The 18,707-nt window shown below is 72.2% G+C and carries 14 protein-coding genes; 3 read left to right on the top strand and 11 right to left on the bottom strand.

Features of this window, described 5'->3' with window-relative positions; genetic code table 11:
• Nucleotides 1-161 precede the first annotated feature (161 nt).
• The 9 genes from ACFW1I_RS29085 to ACFW1I_RS29045 form a co-directional block, all read right to left on the bottom strand.
• Entirely contained in the window at nucleotides 162-1,289 is a 1,128-nt protein-coding gene (locus ACFW1I_RS29085; RefSeq protein ID WP_384675439.1) for a pseudouridine synthase, read from the bottom strand.
• The gene (gene scpB / locus ACFW1I_RS29080) at nucleotides 1,289-1,891 is read right to left on the bottom strand and encodes an SMC-Scp complex subunit ScpB (RefSeq protein WP_384675437.1); all 603 of its coding nucleotides are present in this window, start codon (nucleotides 1,889-1,891) and stop codon (nucleotides 1,289-1,291) included. The genes ACFW1I_RS29085 and scpB overlap by 1 nt, the downstream gene beginning before the upstream one ends.
• Nucleotides 1,888-2,907, bottom strand: a complete 1,020-nt coding sequence (locus tag ACFW1I_RS29075; protein ID WP_384675435.1) for a segregation and condensation protein A — start codon at nucleotides 2,905-2,907, stop codon at nucleotides 1,888-1,890. Before ACFW1I_RS29075 ends, scpB begins: the two co-directional genes overlap by 4 nt.
• A 48-nt stretch (nucleotides 2,908-2,955) precedes the next feature.
• Nucleotides 2,956-3,471, bottom strand: coding sequence for a hypothetical protein (locus tag ACFW1I_RS29070; RefSeq protein ID WP_384675433.1), 516 nt, complete (start codon nucleotides 3,469-3,471; stop codon nucleotides 2,956-2,958).
• Complete coding sequence (locus ACFW1I_RS29065; RefSeq protein WP_226651714.1) at nucleotides 3,456-4,499, bottom strand: ParA family protein; 1,044 nt, start codon at nucleotides 4,497-4,499, stop codon at nucleotides 3,456-3,458. The genes ACFW1I_RS29070 and ACFW1I_RS29065 overlap by 16 nt, the downstream gene beginning before the upstream one ends.
• 441 nt (nucleotides 4,500-4,940) lie before the next feature.
• On the bottom strand, nucleotides 4,941-6,056 hold the full coding sequence (gene ald / locus ACFW1I_RS29060; protein WP_384675430.1) for an alanine dehydrogenase: 1,116 nt from the start codon (nucleotides 6,054-6,056) through the stop codon (nucleotides 4,941-4,943).
• Nucleotides 6,057-6,202: 146 nt separating this feature from the next.
• Nucleotides 6,203-8,188 (bottom strand): tetratricopeptide repeat protein, encoded by a 1,986-nt coding sequence (locus ACFW1I_RS29055; protein ID WP_384675428.1) that lies wholly within the window; start codon nucleotides 8,186-8,188, stop codon nucleotides 6,203-6,205.
• A gap of 630 nt (nucleotides 8,189-8,818) precedes the next feature.
• On the bottom strand, nucleotides 8,819-9,445 hold the full coding sequence (locus ACFW1I_RS29050; protein ID WP_384675426.1) for an NUDIX domain-containing protein: 627 nt from the start codon (nucleotides 9,443-9,445) through the stop codon (nucleotides 8,819-8,821).
• 80 nt (nucleotides 9,446-9,525) lie between these two features.
• Entirely contained in the window at nucleotides 9,526-11,175 is a 1,650-nt protein-coding gene (locus ACFW1I_RS29045) for a CTP synthase (protein WP_384675424.1), read from the bottom strand.
• Between the two features lie 529 nt (nucleotides 11,176-11,704).
• On the opposite strand from ACFW1I_RS29045, the gene ACFW1I_RS29040 reads away from it, so the two are divergent.
• Together ACFW1I_RS29040 and ACFW1I_RS29035 are read left to right on the top strand one after the other, a co-directional pair.
• Nucleotides 11,705-13,507, top strand: a complete 1,803-nt coding sequence (locus tag ACFW1I_RS29040) for a glycoside hydrolase family 15 protein (protein ID WP_384675422.1) — start codon at nucleotides 11,705-11,707, stop codon at nucleotides 13,505-13,507.
• A 68-nt stretch (nucleotides 13,508-13,575) separates the two neighbouring features.
• Nucleotides 13,576-14,970: an FAD-binding oxidoreductase gene (locus ACFW1I_RS29035; RefSeq protein WP_384675420.1), complete on the top strand. Its 1,395-nt coding sequence runs from the start codon at nucleotides 13,576-13,578 to the stop codon at nucleotides 14,968-14,970.
• A gap of 3 nt (nucleotides 14,971-14,973) precedes the next feature.
• On the opposite strand, the gene ACFW1I_RS29030 is transcribed toward ACFW1I_RS29035, so the two are convergent.
• Nucleotides 14,974-16,605, bottom strand: coding sequence for a flavin monoamine oxidase family protein (locus ACFW1I_RS29030; protein WP_384675418.1), 1,632 nt, complete (start codon nucleotides 16,603-16,605; stop codon nucleotides 14,974-14,976).
• A 73-nt stretch (nucleotides 16,606-16,678) separates the two neighbouring features.
• Complete coding sequence (locus ACFW1I_RS29025) at nucleotides 16,679-18,202, bottom strand: APC family permease (RefSeq protein ID WP_384675415.1); 1,524 nt, start codon at nucleotides 18,200-18,202, stop codon at nucleotides 16,679-16,681.
• A gap of 160 nt (nucleotides 18,203-18,362) precedes the next feature.
• Between ACFW1I_RS29025 and ACFW1I_RS29020 the strand changes: the two genes are divergently transcribed.
• Nucleotides 18,363-18,707: PucR family transcriptional regulator ligand-binding domain-containing protein (locus ACFW1I_RS29020; protein WP_384675412.1), on the top strand; the 345-nt coding region annotated here is incomplete at its 3' end.

Genomic DNA, 18,707 nt, shown 5'->3' with positions numbered 1-18,707 from the left:
GGGTTGGTGTGGGGGGGGTGGCTCCCCCACCAGGCCTGTCGCGGACTCGTGTGCGTTCGCTGGGGCCGGGCGGCCTGGGGCGCGGGGTGGGGCCGCGCGGCGGCCCGCCGGGGGGGCCGGCGCGGGGCGCCCCGGGCGCCTCCTGCCGGTGGGAAGGACCCTTACAGGCCGACTTCCTTCATCAGCATGCCGACCTCGGTGTTGGACAGCCGGCGCAGCCAGCCCGACTTCTGGTCGCCCAGGGTGATCGGGCCGAAGGCGGTGCGGACCAGCTTCTCGACCGGGAAGCCCGCCTCGGCGAGCATCCGGCGCACGATGTGCTTGCGGCCCTCGTGCAGCACGACCTCGACCAGGTAGTTCTTGCCGGTCTGCTCGACCACGCGGAAGTGGTCGGCGCGGGCGTAGCCGTCCTCCAGCTGGATGCCGTCCTTGAGCCGCTTGCCGACCTCGCGGGGCAGCGGGCCGGTGATGGCGGCCAGGTAGGTCTTCTTCACGCCGTACTTGGGGTGGGTGAGGCGGTGGGCCAGCTCGCCGTGGTTGGTGAGCAGGATGATGCCCTCGGTCTCGGTGTCGAGCCGGCCGACGTGGAAGAGCCGGGTCTCGCGGTTGGTGACGTAGTCGCCCAGGCACTGGCGGCCGTCCGGGTCCTCCATGGTGGAGACGACGCCGGCCGGCTTGTTCAGCGCGAAGAACTGGTACGACTGGGTGGCGACGGTCAGGCCGTCGACCCGGATCTCGTCGCTGTCCTTCACCCGGAGGCCCTGCTCCAGGACGATCTCGCCGTTGACCTCGACGCGGGCCTGCTCGATCAGCTCCTCGCAGGCGCGGCGCGAGCCGTAGCCGGCCCGGGCCAGCACCTTCTGCAGCCGCTCGCCCTCCTGCTCGGCGCCCGGGAAGGTCTTGGGGGTCTTGACCTCGGGCTTGTTCGCGTACCGCTCGCGGTTGCGCTCCTCGGCCCTGGCCTCGTACTCGCGCGAGCGCGCCGGGGCCGTGCGGCCGGCGCCCCACCGCTGCCCGGAGGACTGCTTCGGGGACTGCTTGGGTCCGCCCTTGGCACCGCCGCGGGCGGCGTCGCCACGGCCCTTGCGGGGGCTGCCCTTGGCGCTGTCGGAGGGCATGCTCACGTCGTACGAGCGCTCCTCGGGGCGGGTCTTCCGGGGGCGGCCGGAGCTCTGGCCGCGCTCGTCGCGGTTGTTGCCCGCGCCCCGGTAGTTGTTGCCGCGGCCGCCGCTCTTGGCACCACGGCTCCCGCCGTTGTTTCCGCTGTTCCTGCCGCTGCTGCTTCGCATCAAACTTCCGTCGTCTCTTCGTCCGCTGGTCCGTCCCTGTCGGGATCGAACGACGGAACGCCTTCCAGGGAGTCCGGCTCGACCGCGTCCGCCTCGGGGAGGAAGGGCGCGAGCTCCGGGAGCTCGTCCAGGCCGCGCAGGCCCATCCGCTCCAGGAAGTGGTTCGTCGTCCTGTACAGGATCGCACCTGTTTCGGGTTCCGCGCCCGCCTCCGCCACCAGACCCCGCTGGAGGAGGGTCCGCATCACGCCGTCGCAGTTGACCCCGCGGACGGCGGAGACCCGGGAACGGCTGACCGGCTGGCGGTACGCGACCACCGCCAGGGTCTCAAGGGCGGCCTGGGTCAGCCGGGCCTGCTGGCCGTCCAGGACGAACGCCTCGACGGCGGCGGCGTGGGCGGGGCGGGTGTAGTAGCGCCAGCCGCCGGCGACCCGGCGCAGCTCGAAGCCGCGACCGTCGGCGGTGTACTCGTCGGCCAGCTCGTGGAGGGCGTCGGCGACCTCGCGCGGGGTGCGGTCGAGGACCTTGGCGAGGTGGGCCTCGGTGGCGGGCTCGTCGACCACCATGAGGACGGCTTCGAGGGCGGGCTTGAGGTCGCTCATGCGGGCTCCGGTGCTTCCTGGTCGAACTCTGCCGTGACACGGGTCTCGCCGTCCCCGCCGGTCCAGGAGACCGTGAGGTCGCCGAGCGGGTCCTGCTGGTCGAGGGCGACGGCCTTCTCCCGGTAGAGCTCCAGGAGGGCCAGGAAGCGGGCGACGACGGTGAGGGTGTCCCCGGCGTCCTCGACCAGCTCCCGGAAGTGCGCGGTGCCGCGCTCGCGCAGCAGGGCGGTGACGATGCGGGCCTGTTCCTGGACGCTGACCAGCGGGGCGTGGATGTGGTCCACGTACACCTGCGGCGCGGCCTTCGGCTGCATCGCCTTCACGGCGAGCTTCGCGAAGCCCTCGGCGCCGATCGAGATGACGACCTCGGGCAGCAGCTCGGCGTGGTGCGGCTCCAGGCCGACGGTCCGGGGGTGGCGCCGCCCCTCCGCCTCCCACCGCTCGGCGAAGATCTCCGCGATCCGCTTGTAGGCGCGGTACTGGAGCAGCCGCGCGAAGAGCAGGTCCCGTGCCTCCAGCAGCGCCAGGTCGGCCTCGTCCTCCACCTCGGCGGCGGGCAGCAGCCGGGCGGCCTTGAGGTCGAGCAGGGTGGCGGCGACGACGAGGAACTCGGTGGTCTGGTCGAGGTCCCCGTCCGGCCCGAGCGCCCGGATGTGGGCCATGAACTCGTCGGTGACCTGCGAGAGGGCGACCTCGGTGACGTCCAGCTTGTGCTTGGTGATCAGCTGCAGCAGCAGATCGAACGGCCCCTCGAAGTTCGCCAGCCGCACGGTGAACCGCCCGTCACCGACCTCGGCCGCGTCCTCGGGGGCCGCCTCGGCTGCGGGCGTGGCCTCCGGCTCGGGCTCGGGCGGGAGGTCGGGGGCTTCCGGTGCCGGTACGGGCTCCGGGGCGTCGTCCGGGCCGGCGGGGGGTCCGGCGGCCTCGGGCCCGGGTCCGCCGGCCGGCAGGCCGCCGCCCCGTCCCAGCGCGCGGCGGCGCGGTGGGCGGGACGTTTCGTCGGCGTGCGGGTGCATCGGGGGCGGTTCCAGGGGTGCGGGGGCGGGGCCGCCCGCAGGCTACCGTCAGCGGCCGCGCAGGCGGCGGACGAGGATGCTCGCGTCGCCGCGGGACTCCAGGTCGGCCAGGACCACGGCGACCGCCTCGCGGACGATCCGGCCGCGGTCGACGGCGAGGCCGTGCTCGCCGCGCAGCACGAGCCGCGCGTGCTCCAGGTCCATCAGCTCCTCGGCGGAGACGTAGACCGTGATCTTCTCGTCGTGGCGCTCCCGCCCGCTGGGGCGCCGGTTGGTGGTCCGGCCCCGGCGCCGCGCGGGGGCGGCCGCCTGCGCGGCGGGCTTCCCGGCGGCGGGCTGCTGCGCGGGGACCGCCTCGGTCTCCCGGGCACGCGGCTCGGCCGCCTCCGTGCCGGCCGCCGCGTGCTCGGCGGAGCCGGCGGCACCGCTGTCCGCTCCGGCGGCCGTGTCGCTCTCACCCGCCGGAGCGGGAACGGTTCGGCGGGGCGAGGACGACTGCAGCGCCATCCCCCCGGTCGTACGGAAGAGTTCGTCGGCTCCGGGCAGACTCACTCGGCGTGACACCGGGCGAGCACCTCCCTGGCGAGCTGGCGGTAGGCGGCGGCGCCCACGGAGTTGGAGGCGTACGTGGTGATGGGCTCGCCGGCGACCGTGGTCTCCGGGAAGCGCACCGTCCGCCCGATCACCGTGTGGTAGACGTGGTCGTCGAAGGCCTCGACGACGCGCGCCAGCACCTCACGGGAGTGCACGGTCCGGGAGTCGTACATGGTGGCGAGGATGCCGTCGAGCTCCAGCTCGGGGTTGAGCCGCTCCTGGACCTTCTCGATGGTCTCGGTCAGCAGCGCGACACCGCGCAGCGCGAAGAACTCGCACTCCAGCGGCACGATGACCTTGTGAGCCGCCGTCAGGGCGTTCACGGTCAGCAGGCCGAGCGAGGGCTGACAGTCGATCACGATGTAGTCGTAGTCGTTCATCAGCGGCTTGAGGGCGCGCTGGAGCGTCGACTCGCGCGCGACCTCGGAGACCAGCTGCACCTCGGCGGCGGAGAGGTCGATGTTGCTCGGCAGCAGGTCCATGTTGGGGACCGCCGTCTTGAGCAGGACCTCGTCCGCCGACATGCCCCGCTCCATGAGCAGGTTGTAGACGGTGAGGTCGAGCTCCATCGGGTTCACGCCGAGGCCGACCGACAGGGCGCCCTGCGGGTCGAAGTCGACGAGCAGCACCCGCCGTCCGTACTCGGCGAGCGCGGCACCCAGGTTGATGGTCGACGTGGTCTTGCCGACGCCGCCCTTCTGGTTGCACATCGCGATGATCTTGGCGGGTCCGTGGTCGGTCAGCGGGCCCGGGATCGGGAAGTACGGCAGCGGCCGTCCGGTCGGGCCGATCCGCTCGCGGCGCTGGCGGGCAGCGTCGGGCGCGAGGGTGGCCGCGTACTCCGGGTCGGGCTCGTACTCGGCGTCGGGGTCGTAGAAGTGCCCCTCGGGCAGCTCGTCGTAGGCGGCGAAGTGGGTGGACTCTCGGCCCATCTCGTTGCCGGCCGTGGCGTTCACGTGTAGGCCGTCCATCGTCTTCAGCGTGTGGGTTGTCGTCATGGGGTGGTGCGTCGCGAAGGTCCGCACCGCGACGGAGCCGACCGGGGCACCTGGCGCACCGCTCCCGGGAGTAAATGTCGACTCATTCACAAGTCGTCTTACCTCCTTGGATGTGACCAGGAACATTTATCGATAGGTCAGCGTGGCACCATGCCGACGGTTGGCGACTCTATGGCGTGTCACCGGTCCGCAGCAACACAATCGCCCGGACCCGGCCCGATGTGTCGGCAACCGAACACGCCTCTGTCAAGGGCGCGCAGCCACGCATCCACACGTTTCAGGGGTGTGCGAAACGGTTAAAGGGTTACGTTCGAGGCGAGTTGACCGAACGTTTTGGCGTGGCCGGAGACACAGCCGGCCGGACCTTGTCGAACAAGGTCCGGCCGGGTGCGTGACATTGACGGCGGGCGTTGACGGGGCCGCCGCCGGGGCGTGTCGGGGTCAGCCGACGAGGGTGCTCAGCTCGACGTGCTCGTAGCCGTGCGCCTCGGCCACCTCCTTGTAAACCACCTTGCCGTCATGGGTGTTGAGGCCCAGACCGAGGGCGGCGTCGCGGCGGATCGCCTCGACCCAGCCGTTGTTCGCCAGCGACACGATGTAGGGCAGCGTGGCGTTGGTGAGGGCGTAGGTGGAGGTGTTCGGGACCGCGCCGGGCATGTTGGCGACGCAGTAGAAGACCGAGTTGTGGACCTGGAAGGTCGGCTCGGCGTGGGTGGTCGGGTGCGAGTCCTCGAAGCAGCCGCCCTGGTCGATGGCGATGTCGACAAGGACACTTCCGGGCTTCATCTTGGCGACGAGCTCGTTGGTGACCAGCTTCGGGGCCTTGGCGCCCGGGATGAGGACGGCGCCGATGACGAGGTCGGCCTCGACGACGGCCTTCTCCAGCTCGAAGGCGTTGGAGACGACGGTCTGCACCTTGGTGCCGAAGATCTTGTCGGCCTCGCGGAGCTTGTTGATGTCGCGGTCGAGCAGGGTCACGTGGAAGCCCATGCCGACGGCGATCTGCACGGCGTTCCAGCCGGAGACGCCACCGCCGATGACGACGGCCTTGCCGGCGTGGGTGCCGGGGACGCCGCCGGGGAGGACGCCGCGGCCGCCGGCCGAGCGCATCAGGTGGTAGGCGCCGACCTGCGGGGCCAGCCGGCCCGCGACCTCGGACATCGGGGCGAGCAGCGGGAGCGCGCGGTTCGCGGTCTCGACCGTCTCGTACGCGATGGCGGTGGTGCCGGACTCCAGGAGGGCGTCCGTGCACTCCTTGGAGGCGGCGAGGTGCAGGTAGGTGAAGAGCGTCTGGTCCTTGCGGAGGCGGTGGTACTCCTCCGCGATCGGCTCCTTGACCTTGAGGAGCAGGTCGGCGGTGGCCCAGACCTCGTCGGCGGTGGCGAGGATCTCGGCGCCCGCGGCGACGTACTCCTCGTCCGTGATCGAGGAGCCGACGCCGGCGTTCTGCTCGATGAAGACCTGGTGGCCGTTGCGGACGAGCTCGTGGACACCGGCAGGGGTGATGGCCACGCGGAACTCGTTGTTCTTGACCTCGCGGGGGATGCCGACCTTCATCGTCGATCACGGTCCTTGAATCAGGGGGATAACTGGTGCACTGCGATACATACCCGGATGCACTGCGGCACACCGGGGCAGACCACGTTCGAACGCGGCAGAACCAGTCTAATGAAGGAGTTCCCGCTGTCTAGCCTTTCAAAGTACTAATCTTCAGCAGACCCACTGCGGATTTCGTAGGCAAAGCCTTCCGTTTCCAGCAGACGGTCCGCCGCAGCCCGGTGCAGCCGCGCCGCGGCGGGGTCGCCGAGCCGGTCGAGGGTGTCGGCGAGCCGCAGCTGGAGCGCCGCCTGGAGCCGGGTGTCCCGGGCCCGGCGGGCCCACTCGACCGCCTCCTCGCAGGTCCGTAGCGACTCCTCGGGGCGTCCGGCGTACTCCTGGACCCGGGCCGCCTCGCTCAACGCCCGCGCGTGGCCCGGGAGATCACCGAGCCTGCGGTAGCCGGCCGCGGCCGCCCGCCAGTGCCGCAGCGCCTCCCCGTACCGCCCGGCATAGGTCTGCACGGCGCCGAGGCGGGCGTACAGCCGCGCCTGGTCGGCCCGCTCGTCGTGGGCGAGGCGCTGGGCGAGGGCGCGGCCGTACCAGTCGCCGGCCCGCTGCCAGTCGCCGAGCTCCTGATAGCTGCCACCTACGGATTCCATTGCGCGACCGGTGGCGTACGGATCATTTGCCTGCCTTCCGGCCTCCCATGCCAACCGATATCGCAGCAGAGCGTCCTTCGTGCGGCCGGTCCGGGCGTCGAGGTCGCCGAGGTTCAGCAGGGCCGCGGCGCGCTCGCGGTGCAGTCCGCGCCGCTCGGCGACGTCGAGGACGAGCCGGTGCAGCCCGTAGAGGTCGGGCGCCGCGGCCTCGGCGCCGCCGTGCGCGGTGAGCGCCCGCACCAGGGAGGCGATGAGCCGGCGGGCGAGGGTGTCCAGCTCCCCGTCGGCGACGGCCATCCGGGCGCAGGCGAGCAGCGCCGGGCGGCGCGAGGCGAGCCAGCGGGCGGCGTCCTCGGGGGTGGGGAAGCGCAGGGCCCGCGGCAGTCCGGCGAGCTTGCGCCGGGCCGGGGAGCCCTCGGGTTCGGTGACCGCACGGCAGGACTGGAGGAGCCGCACGGTCCGCTCCAGCATCCGGGCCCGGGCGAGCTGCACCTCGGCGGGCCGGTCGCGCTCCTCCAGCTGGGCGCGAAGGAGGGGGACGAGATGGCCGGGGGCCTCGTACTCCCCGTCGGCGGCCTCGGCGACCAGGCCCAGGCGGGCGAAGTCGGCGAGGGTGGTCGCCGCCGCCTGGACCGAGCAGCCGGCCAGCGCGGAGGCGGTGTGGGCGTCGGCCCGGCCGAGCGGGGCGAGCGCCAGATAACGCAGTATCCGGGCGGCCGGCTGGGGCAGCGCCTGGTGGGCGAGGAGGAAGGTACGGGTGAGGGGGTCGCCGTTCAGACCGCGGAGCCGCTTGGCGAGGTCGGCGACGGAGGTCTCGGGCCGGCCGGCCAGCCAGCCGCCGGCCAGCACCACCGCGCCGGGCAGTCCGCCGCACTCCTCGACCAGCGCCTCGGCGGCCTGCGGGTCGACGGTGATGCGGACCGAGCCGGTGGCGGAGGTGAGCAGCTCGATGGCCGACTTCGGGTCGAGCCCGCCGAGGGTGCAGGGCCGGACGTCCGGGATGCCGGTGAGCGGCCCCCGCGCCACCGCGACGACGAGGGCGTCGGGGTTGTCCGGGAGCAGCGGGTCGGCCTGTTCGGCGTCGACGGCGTCGTCGAGCAGCAGGACCGCCCGTCGGGTGCCGAGGGCCTCGCGGACCAGCTCGGTGAGTTCGTCCTCGGCGGCGCCGGGCGGTTCCGCGACCCCGAGGTCGCGGAGGAGTTCGCGGGCGGCCCGGGCGGTGGGGACGGGCTCCCCGCCGGGCTCGCTGAGCCGCGCCCGGTAGACCCCGTCGGGGTAGCGGTCGGCGACCGAGGCGATCAGTTCCTCGGCGAGGGCGGTCCGGCCGGAGCCGGGCCGCCCGGCGACGAGGAGGACGCGGGCGCGGGGCTCCTTGCGTCCGGTCAGGGTGTCCAGACCGGTCCGCTCGATGTCGGCGCGGAGGGCCTTCAACTCCCGCTGCCGGCCGTAGAACTGCCGGCTGCCGGCCGCTGCCACCGCCTGATCCGTCACGGGCCACGCTCCCGTCCACCTGCGCACGAGCCGATCCCCGCGGGGGGCTCCGCACGGGCGTGTACGAGCGTAGTTCAGCCTTCCGCACGTCCCCGGTGGAGCGCGGCGGGAGCGTCCCCCGATCGGATCAGCAGACAGTCACACCGGACCACCCCCCCCTTCCGCGCGGCCAGGCGTTCCGGCTTACGCGCCGGGACGCCCTCCTCCGGGCGGGGCCCGTTCGCCGGCCCTCCGTGTGGGCAAGCGTCCCGCGGGGCGGTACCCACCCTCACGCCCGGCTGCGCGCCAGGCCCGGCTTCCGGGCGGGGCCCGTTCGCCGCACCTCCGTGTGGGCAGGCGTTCCGCAGGGCGGAACGGGTGGGCACACGGAACGGCGCCCCTCCGCCGGGCCTAGGCTCCTGCGCCTGAACCCGCACCCGCTGTACGACGCCGTACCGGTGCGGGTCCAGGCCCGGTCGCGGAGGCACCGCTCAGGGTGCCGTTCCGTTGTGCCCACCCGTTCCGCCCCAGCGGAACGATTGCCCACAACGAAACGGCGCGGCGCCCGCAGCAGGGCGCAGCCCACAACGGAGCGGCGCGGGCGCAGCCCACAACGAAACGGAGCGGCGCGGCACGCGAAACGGCGGGGGCCTACGGCTCGAAGGGGCGGGCCGGCCAGGGCGCGTCGGCGGGGCGGAGCGCTTCGAGGCCGTCGCCGGCCCGCGCCGCGACCAGCGACAGCACGCCCACGACCAGGCAGTTGTTGTGCAGCTCGCCCGCGAGGACGCCACGCACCAGCTCGTCGAGCGGGACCCGCGCCACCTCCATGTCGGCCTCCTCCTCGGAGACCTCGTACCGCTCCCCCTCCGCCTCGGCGAGGTCGCGCGCCAGGAAGATCCGTACGGCCTCGTCGCAGCCGCCCGGGGTGGTGTAGACGTCCGCCAGGACCCGCCACTCCCCCGCCTTGGCGTACGCCTCCTCGTACAGCTCGCGCTGGGCGGCGTGCAGCGGGTTCTCGCCGGGCACGTCGAGGAGTCCGGCCGGGATCTCCCACAGCTTCTGCCGCACCGGGTGGCGGTACTGCCGCAGCACCAGCACCCGGTCCTGGTCGTCCAGGGCCAGCACGGCCACGGAGCCCGGGTGGACCTGGTAGTCGCGGCGGACGACCGAGCCGTCCGGCATGACCACGTCGTCCGTGCGGACACTCGTCTTGTTGCCCTTGAAGGGGGTGGTGGTGGCGACGACCCGCCACTCCTCCGGGGTGTCCTGCACCTGCATCGGTAGTCCTCCCACATACGTAAGCCGGGGTACGGATCCTCGTGCGAGAACCCGTACCCCGGCTACGTTAACGCGCCGTACTACTTGGCCGTCTTGCGCTCGACGGCCGCCTTGACCAGGCCCGCGAAGAGCGGGTGCGGGCGGGTCGGGCGGGACTTGAGCTCCGGGTGCGCCTGGGTGGCGACCAGGTAGGGGTGGATCTCCTTCGGGTACTCGACGAACTCGACGAGCTTGTTGTCCGGGGAGGTGCCGGAGAAGACCAGGCCGGCCTTCTTCTCCAGCTCGGCGCGGTACGCGTTGTTCACCTCGTAGCGGTGACGGTGGCGCTCCTCGACGTACGGCTCGCCGTCGTAGGTCTCACGGACCACCGAGCCCTCGGCGAGCTTCGCCGGGTAGAGGCCCAGGCGCATCGTTCCGCCCAGGTCGCCGGCGCCCTCGACGTACGCGAGCTGCTCCTCCATCGTGGAGACGACCGGGTGCGCGGTGGCCGGGTCGAACTCGGTGGAGTTCGCCTCGGGGATACCCGCCAGGTTCCGGGCCGCCTCGATGACGATGCACTGGAGGCCGAGGCAGATGCCGAGCAGCGGCACCTTGTGCTCACGGGCGTACTGGATGGCGCCGACCTTGCCGGAGACGCCGCGGTCGCCGAAGCCGCCGGGGATGAGGATGCCGTCGACGTCGCCGAGCTGCTTGGCGGCGCCGGCCGGGGTCTTGCAGTCGTCGGAGGTGACCCACTTGACCTTGACCCGCGCCTTGTTGGCGAAGCCGCCGGCGCGCATGGCCTCGGTGACCGACAGGTAGGCGTCGGGCAGGTCGATGTACTTGCCGACGAGCGCGACGGTGACCTCGTGCTCCGGGTTGTGGACGCGGTCCAGGAGGTCCTCCCAGACGGTCCAGTCCACGTCGCGGAAGGGCAGGTCGAGCTTGCGGACGACGTAGGCGTCCAGGCCCTCGGTGTGCAGCACCTTCGGAATGTCGTAGATCGACGGGGCGTCGATGGCGGCGACGACCGCGGCCTCGTCGACGTCGCACATCAGCGAGATCTTACGCTTGATGGCGGTCGGGACCTCGCGGTCGGCGCGCAGCACGATCGCGTCGGGCTGGATGCCGATGTTGCGCAGGGCGGCGACCGAGTGCTGGGTCGGCTTGGTCTTCAGCTCGCCGGAGGGGCCGATGTAGGGCAGCAGCGAGATGTGCACGACGAAGACGTTGTCGCGGCCGACCTCGTGGCGGACCTGGCGGACGGTCTCCAGGAAGGGCAGCGACTCGATGTCGCCGACCGTGCCGCCGACCTCGGTGATGACCACGTCGACGTCGTCGGTCGCCATGCGGCGGATCCGGGACTTGATCTCGTTGGTGATGTGCGGGATGACCTGCACGGTGTCGCCGAGGTACTCGCCGCGCCGCTCCTTGGCGATGACCTGCGAGTAGACCTGGCCGGTGGTGACGTTGGCCGAGCCGTCGAGGTCGACGTCGAGGAAGCGCTCGTAGTGGCCGATGTCCAGGTCGGTCTCGGCGCCGTCGTTGGTGACGAACACCTCACCGTGCTGGAAGGGGTTCATCGTGCCCGGGTCGACGTTGAGGTACGGGTCGAGCTTCTGCATCGTGACCCGCAGGCCCCGGGCCTTGAGGAGCGCACCCAGGCTGGAGGCGGTGAGGCCCTTGCCGAGCGAGGAGGCGACACCCCCGGTGACGAAGATGTGCTTGGTCGTCGTGGATTTGGGCGGCATCGCCAAGAGGGGGCTCCCGTGGTCGCGTTCTGGAGGTGCGAGGCGGCTGGTCCTCCGGAAGAATCGGGGGTGCCGTCGCTGCGGTTTCGGGGGTTTCGGCTGGCGCCGTTTCCCACCGGTCCACGGGGTACCAGGGTATCAGTGACAGCAGGAGACCGCTTCCGGCCACACGGTCGGGACACCGGCCGACCGGGTGGGAAGGGGCGCCGCAGGGCCTTCCCGGCCCGTCCCACGGGGCCGCGGGGGCATTTCGAAAAGACCTGTTCACCCGTGTGGAGCAGCGCGTTACGCGGGTGATCACCACGGTGATTAGGGTGCGGACCATCCCGCCCGGCCTCGTCCCCGGGCGGCCGGCCGACGGCACCACCCCCGCCCGTGGAACCGGACCGGGAGTCCGTGTCGCCTCCCCTCGACCCGCTGCCGGGGCCGGCCATCCCGCACACTGGCACCGCGGGCACCTCTCGCAACTCGCAACATCTGCTGCACGCGCCCCGAGGGGCGGACAGGCCGTTCGACTGGAGTGAAGCACGTGGCCGGGCGTATCGAGGATTACGCACTCATCGGGGACATGCAGACCGCGGCGCTGGTCTGCCGGGACGGCAGCGTCGACTGGCTCTGCCTGCCCCGCTTCGACTCGCACGCGGTCTTCGCGGGGCTGCTCGGCACCGAGGAGCACGGCTTCTGGAGAGTGGGCCCGGCCGGCCCGGCCGACGCCGAACCGGCCCCCGCCGACCGTCGGCGCTACCGGGGGGACTCGCTGATCCTGGAGTCCGAGTGGGACACCCCGCGCGGCACGGTCCGGGTGACCGACTTCATGCCGCCGCGCGACGGCGCGCCCCAGCTGATCCGGATCGTGGAGGGGATCAGCGGCCGGGTGCCGATGCGCTCGGCGCTGCGCATGCGGTTCAGCTACGGCCGGATCGTGCCCTGGGTGCACAAGGTCGGCGAGCGCACGGTCGCGGTGGCCGGGCCCGACTCCGTCTGGTTCGACACCGACACCGAGACCCACGGCGAGGACCTGACGACCTACTCCGAGTTCACCGTCACCCCCGGCGACCGGGTCGCCTTCACCCTGTCCTGGCAGCCCTCGCACAAGGAGCCGCCGGCCCTGCCGGACCCGGAGGGGTCCCTGGAGGCCACCGCCGGCTTCTGGCGCGAGTGGGTGGGGCACTGCACGTACCACGGCCCCTACCGGGAGGCCGTGGTCCGCTCCCTGATCACCCTGAAGGCGCTGACGTACGCGCCGACCGGCGGGATCGTCGCCGCGCCGACGACCTCGCTGCCGGAGGAGATCGGCGGCGTGCGGAACTGGGACTACCGCTACACCTGGCTGCGGGACGCCGCCATCACCCTCTCCTCGATGCTGCGCACCGGCTACCGCGAGGAGGCCCGCGCCTGGCGGGACTGGCTGCTCCGCGCCGTCGCGGGCGACCCGGAGAACCTGCAGATCATGTACGGCATCGCGGGCGAGCGGGAGCTCGGCGAGGCGGAGCTGGACTGGCTGCCGGGGTACGAGAACTCCGGCCCGGTCCGGGTCGGCAACGGCGCCGCGAGCCAGCTCCAGCTCGACGTGTACGGCGAGGTCACCGAGGCCCTGCACCTGGCCCACATGACGGGCCTGTCCCGCAACGACTACGCCTCCCTGCTCCAGATCAAGCTGATCCAGTACCTGGAGAAGAACTGGAACCAGCCCGACGAGGGCATCTGGGAGGTCCGCGGCCCGCGTCGGCACTTCACCCACTCCAAGGTGATGGCCTGGGTGGCGGTGGACCGCACCATCAAGCTGATCGAGTCCGGGGACGCGGACGGGCCGCTGGAGCGCTGGCGGGAGCTGCGCGACGAGATCCACCGGGACGTCTGCGAGCGGGGCTACGACAAGGAGCGGAACACCTTCACCCAGTCGTACGGCTCCAAGGAGCTGGACGCCTCGCTGCTGCTGATCCCGCAGATGGGCTTCCTGCCGCCGGACGACAAGCGGGTGATCGGCACGATCGAGGCGATCCAGCGGGAGCTGTCCACCGAGGACGGCTTCGTGCTGCGCTATCCGACGGCCGGCGAGGAGGCCGGCGTCGACGGCCTGGAGGGCGACGAGGGCGCGTTCCTCGCCTGCTCGTTCTGGCTCGCCGACGACCTGGCGATGATCGGCCGGGTCGACGAGGCCCGCACCCTCTTCGAGAAGCTGCTCTCGCTCCGCAACGACCTGGGGCTGCTCGCCGAGGAGTGGGACCCGCGGCTCCAGCGTCAGGTGGGGAACTTCCCGCAGGCGTTCAGCCACGTGCCGCTGATCGACACCGCGCTGCGGCTGACCGCGAGCGGGGCCTACGGCGGCTGAGGGGCGCCCTCCGGGGGCCGGACCTACGATGAAGGTGTCCTGGCCCCCGCACGAAAGGGGGGCACCCGATGGCTCCCCAGTTCACCGTTCCGGACACCGCCCTGGCCGGGCTCCGCGAGGATCTGGCCGGTGAGGTCCTCGTACCCGGGCATCCGGGCTACGACGCGGCGAGGGCCGTGCACAACGGCATGATCGACCGCAGGCCGGCCGTGATCGCGCAGTGCGCGACGCCGGCGGACGTGGCCAACGCGATCCTCTTCGGGCGCGAGACGGGGCTGCCGATCGCCGTGCGCGGCGGCGGCCACAGCGTCGCCGGCACCTGCGTCGTCGACGGCGGCCTGGTGGTCGACCTGCGCGGGATGCACGCCGTGGTCGCGGACCCCGAGCACATGACGGCACGGGTCGAGGGCGGCGCCACGATCGGGCATCTCGACCGTGCCACCCAGCCGTTCCACGTGGCGACCACCGGCGGCCGGGTCTCCACGACCGGCGTCGGCGGCTTCACGCTGGGCGGCGGTTCCGGCTGGCTGGAGCGGAAGTTCGGGCTCGCCTGCGACAACCTGCTCTCCGCCGAGCTGATCACGGCCGAGGGCAAGCACGTCGTCGCGAGCGCCGAGGAGAACCAGGAGCTGTTCTGGGCGCTGCACGGCGGCGGCGGCAACTTCGGGGTGGTGACCTCGCTGACGCTGCGGCTCCACGAGCTGCCGGTGATGAGCTTCGCGTTGATGCTCTTCCCGCCGCGCTCGGGACCCGATGTGGTGACGGCGTACCGGACCCTGGCGGAGACCATGCCGGACGAGGCGAGCGGCGGGGTGCTGTACTTCCCCGCCCCGCCCGAGCCGTTCGTGCCGGCGCACCTGGTCGGCGAGCTGGTGGTGGCGGCGCTGGTCACCTTCGCCGGGCCGGTGGCGGGCGTCCGGGACCTGGCCGGTCCGCTGTCGGCGCTGCGGCCGGTGATGGAACTCGTCCAGGAGATCCCGTACGCCGACCTCCAGTGCATGCTCGACGACCCGCCGGGGCTGCGGAACTACTGGTCGGCGGAGTATCTGAGCGGCGTCCCGGACGAGGCGGTGGAGGTGTTCTGCGCCCGTGGCGAGCGGATCCCGGCCGGCACGGCCACCCAGCACGTGCTGTTCCCGCTGGGCGGCGCGGTGGCCCGCGGTCCGGCCGACTACCCGCTGCCGTGGCGCACCGCGCCCTGGGCCGTCCACCCGTTCGCGACGTGGGAGGACCCGGCGGACGACGGGCGGGCGATCCAGTGGGTGCACGACGTACGGACGGACATGCGGCCGTGGTCGACGGACGCGGTGTACCTCAACTTCATCGGTACGGAGGGCGAGCGGCGGGTGGTCGCCGGTTTCGGTGCCGACAACTACCCGCGGCTCGCCGCCGTGAAGGCCGCCTACGACCCCGACAACGTCTTCCGCCTCAACCACAACATCGCGCCGGCGGAGGCGGCCTGACCGCTACCGGAGGGCGTCGATCACCTCCCTCGCGGCCCGCTCGCCCTCGGTGGCGCCGCCCTCCATGAAGCCCTGGAAGTCGTAGGAGCAGTGTTCGCCGCCGATGTGGACGTTGCCCTGGGCGGTGCCCTCGTACCCGGCGTACCGGTGGAGGTAGCCCACCGGCCAGCAGGAGTACGCGCCCAGCGCGTTCGGGTTCTTGTGCCAGGCGGAGAGCTGGGCGCGGCCGTTCCAGGCGCGTGCGGTGCCGGGGAAGAAGCTGTCGATCCCGGCGAGGTAGCGGCTCACCAGGTTCCGCACGTAGGGGTCGGACTCGGTGGAGAAGGGTCCCGCGGGGGCGAGGTTCCGGGCGAGGCTGCCGCCGTTGTACTGGATGAGGATGCCGCCGGTGCCGCCCTGGATCTTGGTGGTGTCCCAGGTCTGCTGCACCTCCAGGTCGGTGAAGCAGTCGCCGGCGGAGACCCCGGGCCAGGCGCCGGTGCCGCGCCAGGGGCGGGTGCCGAACTGCATGTTGAGCTTGGTGCAGTAGCCCATGCGGGCGTCGCGCAGCAGGTTGGTCATCAGCGGGTCGAAGCCGGCGCGGGTCAGGTCCAGCTGCTTGAGGATCGGCAGCGGGACGCAGAGGACGGTGTGGTCGGCGGTGACGGTCCGGGTGGTGCCGCCCTCGGCGAAGGTGAGGGTCTGGGTGCCGTCGGCGTTGGCCCGGACCGCCTGGAGGGTCCAGCCCATGCGCAGGGTGCCGGGGTTCAGGGCGCCGGCGATGGCGTTCGGGAGCCGGTCGTTGCCTCCGGTGATGTGGTAGCGCTCGTTGGACAGGCCCCAGATGTTGAAGTTGCCGGGATTGGTCTGGTAGCCCATGAGCAGGACGAGGGCGAGCGAGGACTGTTCGGTGGTGTCGGCGCCGTACTCGACGTTGTAGGCGACGTCGATGAACTGTCCGAGCGGCGAGGAGTGCCCGCCGGGGACGCGGCTCTCGATCCACTCGTGTATCGACATGTTGTCGAGGGCGGTGCCGGTGGGGGTCGTCTGGTTCCAGAGGACCTCGCCCGCCTCGGACAGGTCGCGGCGCAGCGCCTGGTAGACGCCGTTGAAGTCCTCGTCGGCCTGGTGGCGCGGGTAGTAGCCGCCGTCGAACCAGAGCACCTCCTCGGCGCCGTTGGGTCCGCCGCCGAGGAAGTCCTCGGTGGGGAGTCCGAAGCGGCGACAGAGTTCCAGCATCTTCTTGTGGCTGGTGTCGATGAGCTCGCCGCCGATCTCGGAGGTCTGCCCGTAGGCCCAGTGGTTCCGCTGGGTCCACATCCGGCCGCCGACGCGGGCCGGGTCCGCCTCGTAGAGGACGGGGGCGAGGCCGGCGTCCTGGAGGGTGAGGGCGGCGGTGAGTCCGGCGATGCCGGCGCCGACGACCGCGATCCGGGCGTCGGACCGCACCGGCGGGTCGGGGACGGCGGCGACGGCGGGGGCGGCCGCGGCGGAGACCGCGATCCCGGCCGCGGCGGCCGCCTTGAGGAGGGTGCGGCGGCCGAGCGGGTCGCTGCGCAGGCCGCGGAGGTCGTCGACGGGGAGGCCGAGCCGGCGGGCGTCGGCGTGGTCGGCGGCGAGGCGGTTCAGGAGGTGCATCGGGTTGGTGCGTGCCATGGGGCGCTCCTGGAGTGGTGGGGGTTCGGCCGGTGGCGGTGCCGGCCGTACGGCCGCGGGGACGGCCGCGGGGTCAGCCGTGGGCGGCGGTGACGGGTTCCGTCTGCTCGTCGTCGCGTTCGGCGGCGTCCTCCAGGACGATCCGGCCGATGATCTCGTAGCGCGCGGGCTGCCGGGCCTTCAGGTAGAGGCCGAGGCCGAGGCCGCCGAGGAAGACGACGCCGACGATCCACGGGATCGCCTTGAAGAAGAGGGAGTCGGCGGCGAGCCCGGCCGCGGTCTCCATGTTGACGACGAGGAGGACGACGACGGCGGTCATGCCGATGCCGCCGAGGAGCGGCGCCGTGAGGGTCCTGAACCAGTGCCGGTCCTCGGGGTGGTTCTTGCGGAAGTAGCCGATGACGGCGAAGGAGCAGAGCGTCTGCACGATGAGGATGGCCATCGTGCCGAGGATCGCGAGCAGCGTGTAGAGGTGGATGTAGGGGTCCTGGCCGGTGAGCCAGAAGGCGCCGACGAGGAGGACGGCGATGGCGCTCTGCGTGAAGGAGGCGATGTACGGGGAGCCGTGCCTGGGGTGGGTGCGGCCCAGCGCCGGGTGGAGGAAGCCCTCGCGGCCGATGGCGTAGAGGTAGCGGGAGGCGCACTGGTGGAAGGCCATGCCGCAGGCGAAGGAGCCGGTGAGCAGCAGCCACTGGAAGGCGTCGACGGCCCAGGCGCCGATGAAGGTCTGGGTGGGCGCGAAGAAGAGGTCGAGCGGGCTGGCCGAGGAGGACAGCTTCACCGAGCCGGTCAGGCCGTTGCCGGCGATCGTCATCCAGGAGACGTAGATGTAGAAGAGGCCGACGCCGACGACGGAGATGAGGGTGGCGCGGGGGATGACGCGCTTGGGGTCGCGGGACTCCTCGCCGTACATGGCGGTCGACTCGAAGCCGACCCAGGACCAGAAGGCGAAGAAGAGGCCGAGGCCCGCGGAGGCGCCGGTGAAGGCGTTCTTCGGGTTGATGGGCTCGACGGGGATGCCGTCCGGACCTCCGCCGTGGATCAGGACGGCGGTGGCGACCGCGAAGAGGACGGCGATCTCCGCGATGAGCATGACGCCGAGGGCCTTGGCGGTCAGGTTGATGTCGAAGTACGACAGCACGGCGGTGACGGCCAGCATGACGCCCGCGTACAGGATCCACGGCAGGTCGACGCCGAGCTGGTCGGCGACGGTGGTCTTCGCGAAGTAGGCGAAGACGCCGAGGATGGACGCCTCGAAGACGATGTAGGCGAGGACGGCGAGCATGCCGGAGGCCATGCCGGCGATCCGGCCGAGGCCGTGCGAGATGTAGCCGTAGAAGGCGCCGGCCGCGGTGATCCGCTTGGCCATGGCCACGTAGCCGACGGAGAAGACGGTCAGGACGAGGGTGGCGAAGAGGTAGCCGGCGGGGGCGCCCGTGCCGTTGCCGAAGCCGACGGCGATGGGGAGGTTGCCGGTCATGGCCGTGATCGGCGCGGCGGTGGCCACGGCCATGAAGACGACGCCGACGAGCCCGACGGAGTTCGCCTTGAGCCGGTCGACGCGCGGGGCCGGCTTCGGAGTGGAGGTGTCTGCCATGGCGGGAGAGCATCCACCGGAGTGACGTAGGCCACAAGCGACATTCGGTCGTACAAATCCCGCCGTGCCACGACGAGTTGTCGCCCCTGTGTGCGATCGGACCCACCCCGTGACCGTGGTGAGATGTCCAGGAAACACCGTGGACGATAGCGTCCGCCCCATGGACACGCAGGGCGGCATCACCGTACAACGGGCACTCGAACTCCCGGGGCTCCGCAGCGGCCTCCCGGAGGTCGTCGCCGGCGCCGACCGGCTCCAGCGGACCGTGCGGTGGGTGCACGCCGGCGAGGTGCCCAACATCGCGTCCCTGCTCAAGGGCGGCGAGCTGCTGCTGACCACCGGCCTGGGCCTGGGCACCCGCCCGGCCGAGCAGCGGGCCTTCGTGCGGCGCCTCGCCGACCGGGGCATCGCGGCCCTCGTCGTGGAGCTGGGCCCGCGCTTCGCCCGGCTGCCGGCGACGATAGTGGAGACCGCCCGGGCCGCCGGGCTGCCGCTGGTCCAGCTC

The sequence above is a fragment of the Streptomyces sp. NPDC058955 genome (assembly GCF_042741435.1).
Lineage (GTDB): Bacteria > Actinomycetota > Actinomycetes > Streptomycetales > Streptomycetaceae > Streptomyces.
The sequence above is the reverse complement of the archived record's forward strand: the minus strand, read 5'-3'. Positions and strand labels throughout refer to the sequence as shown.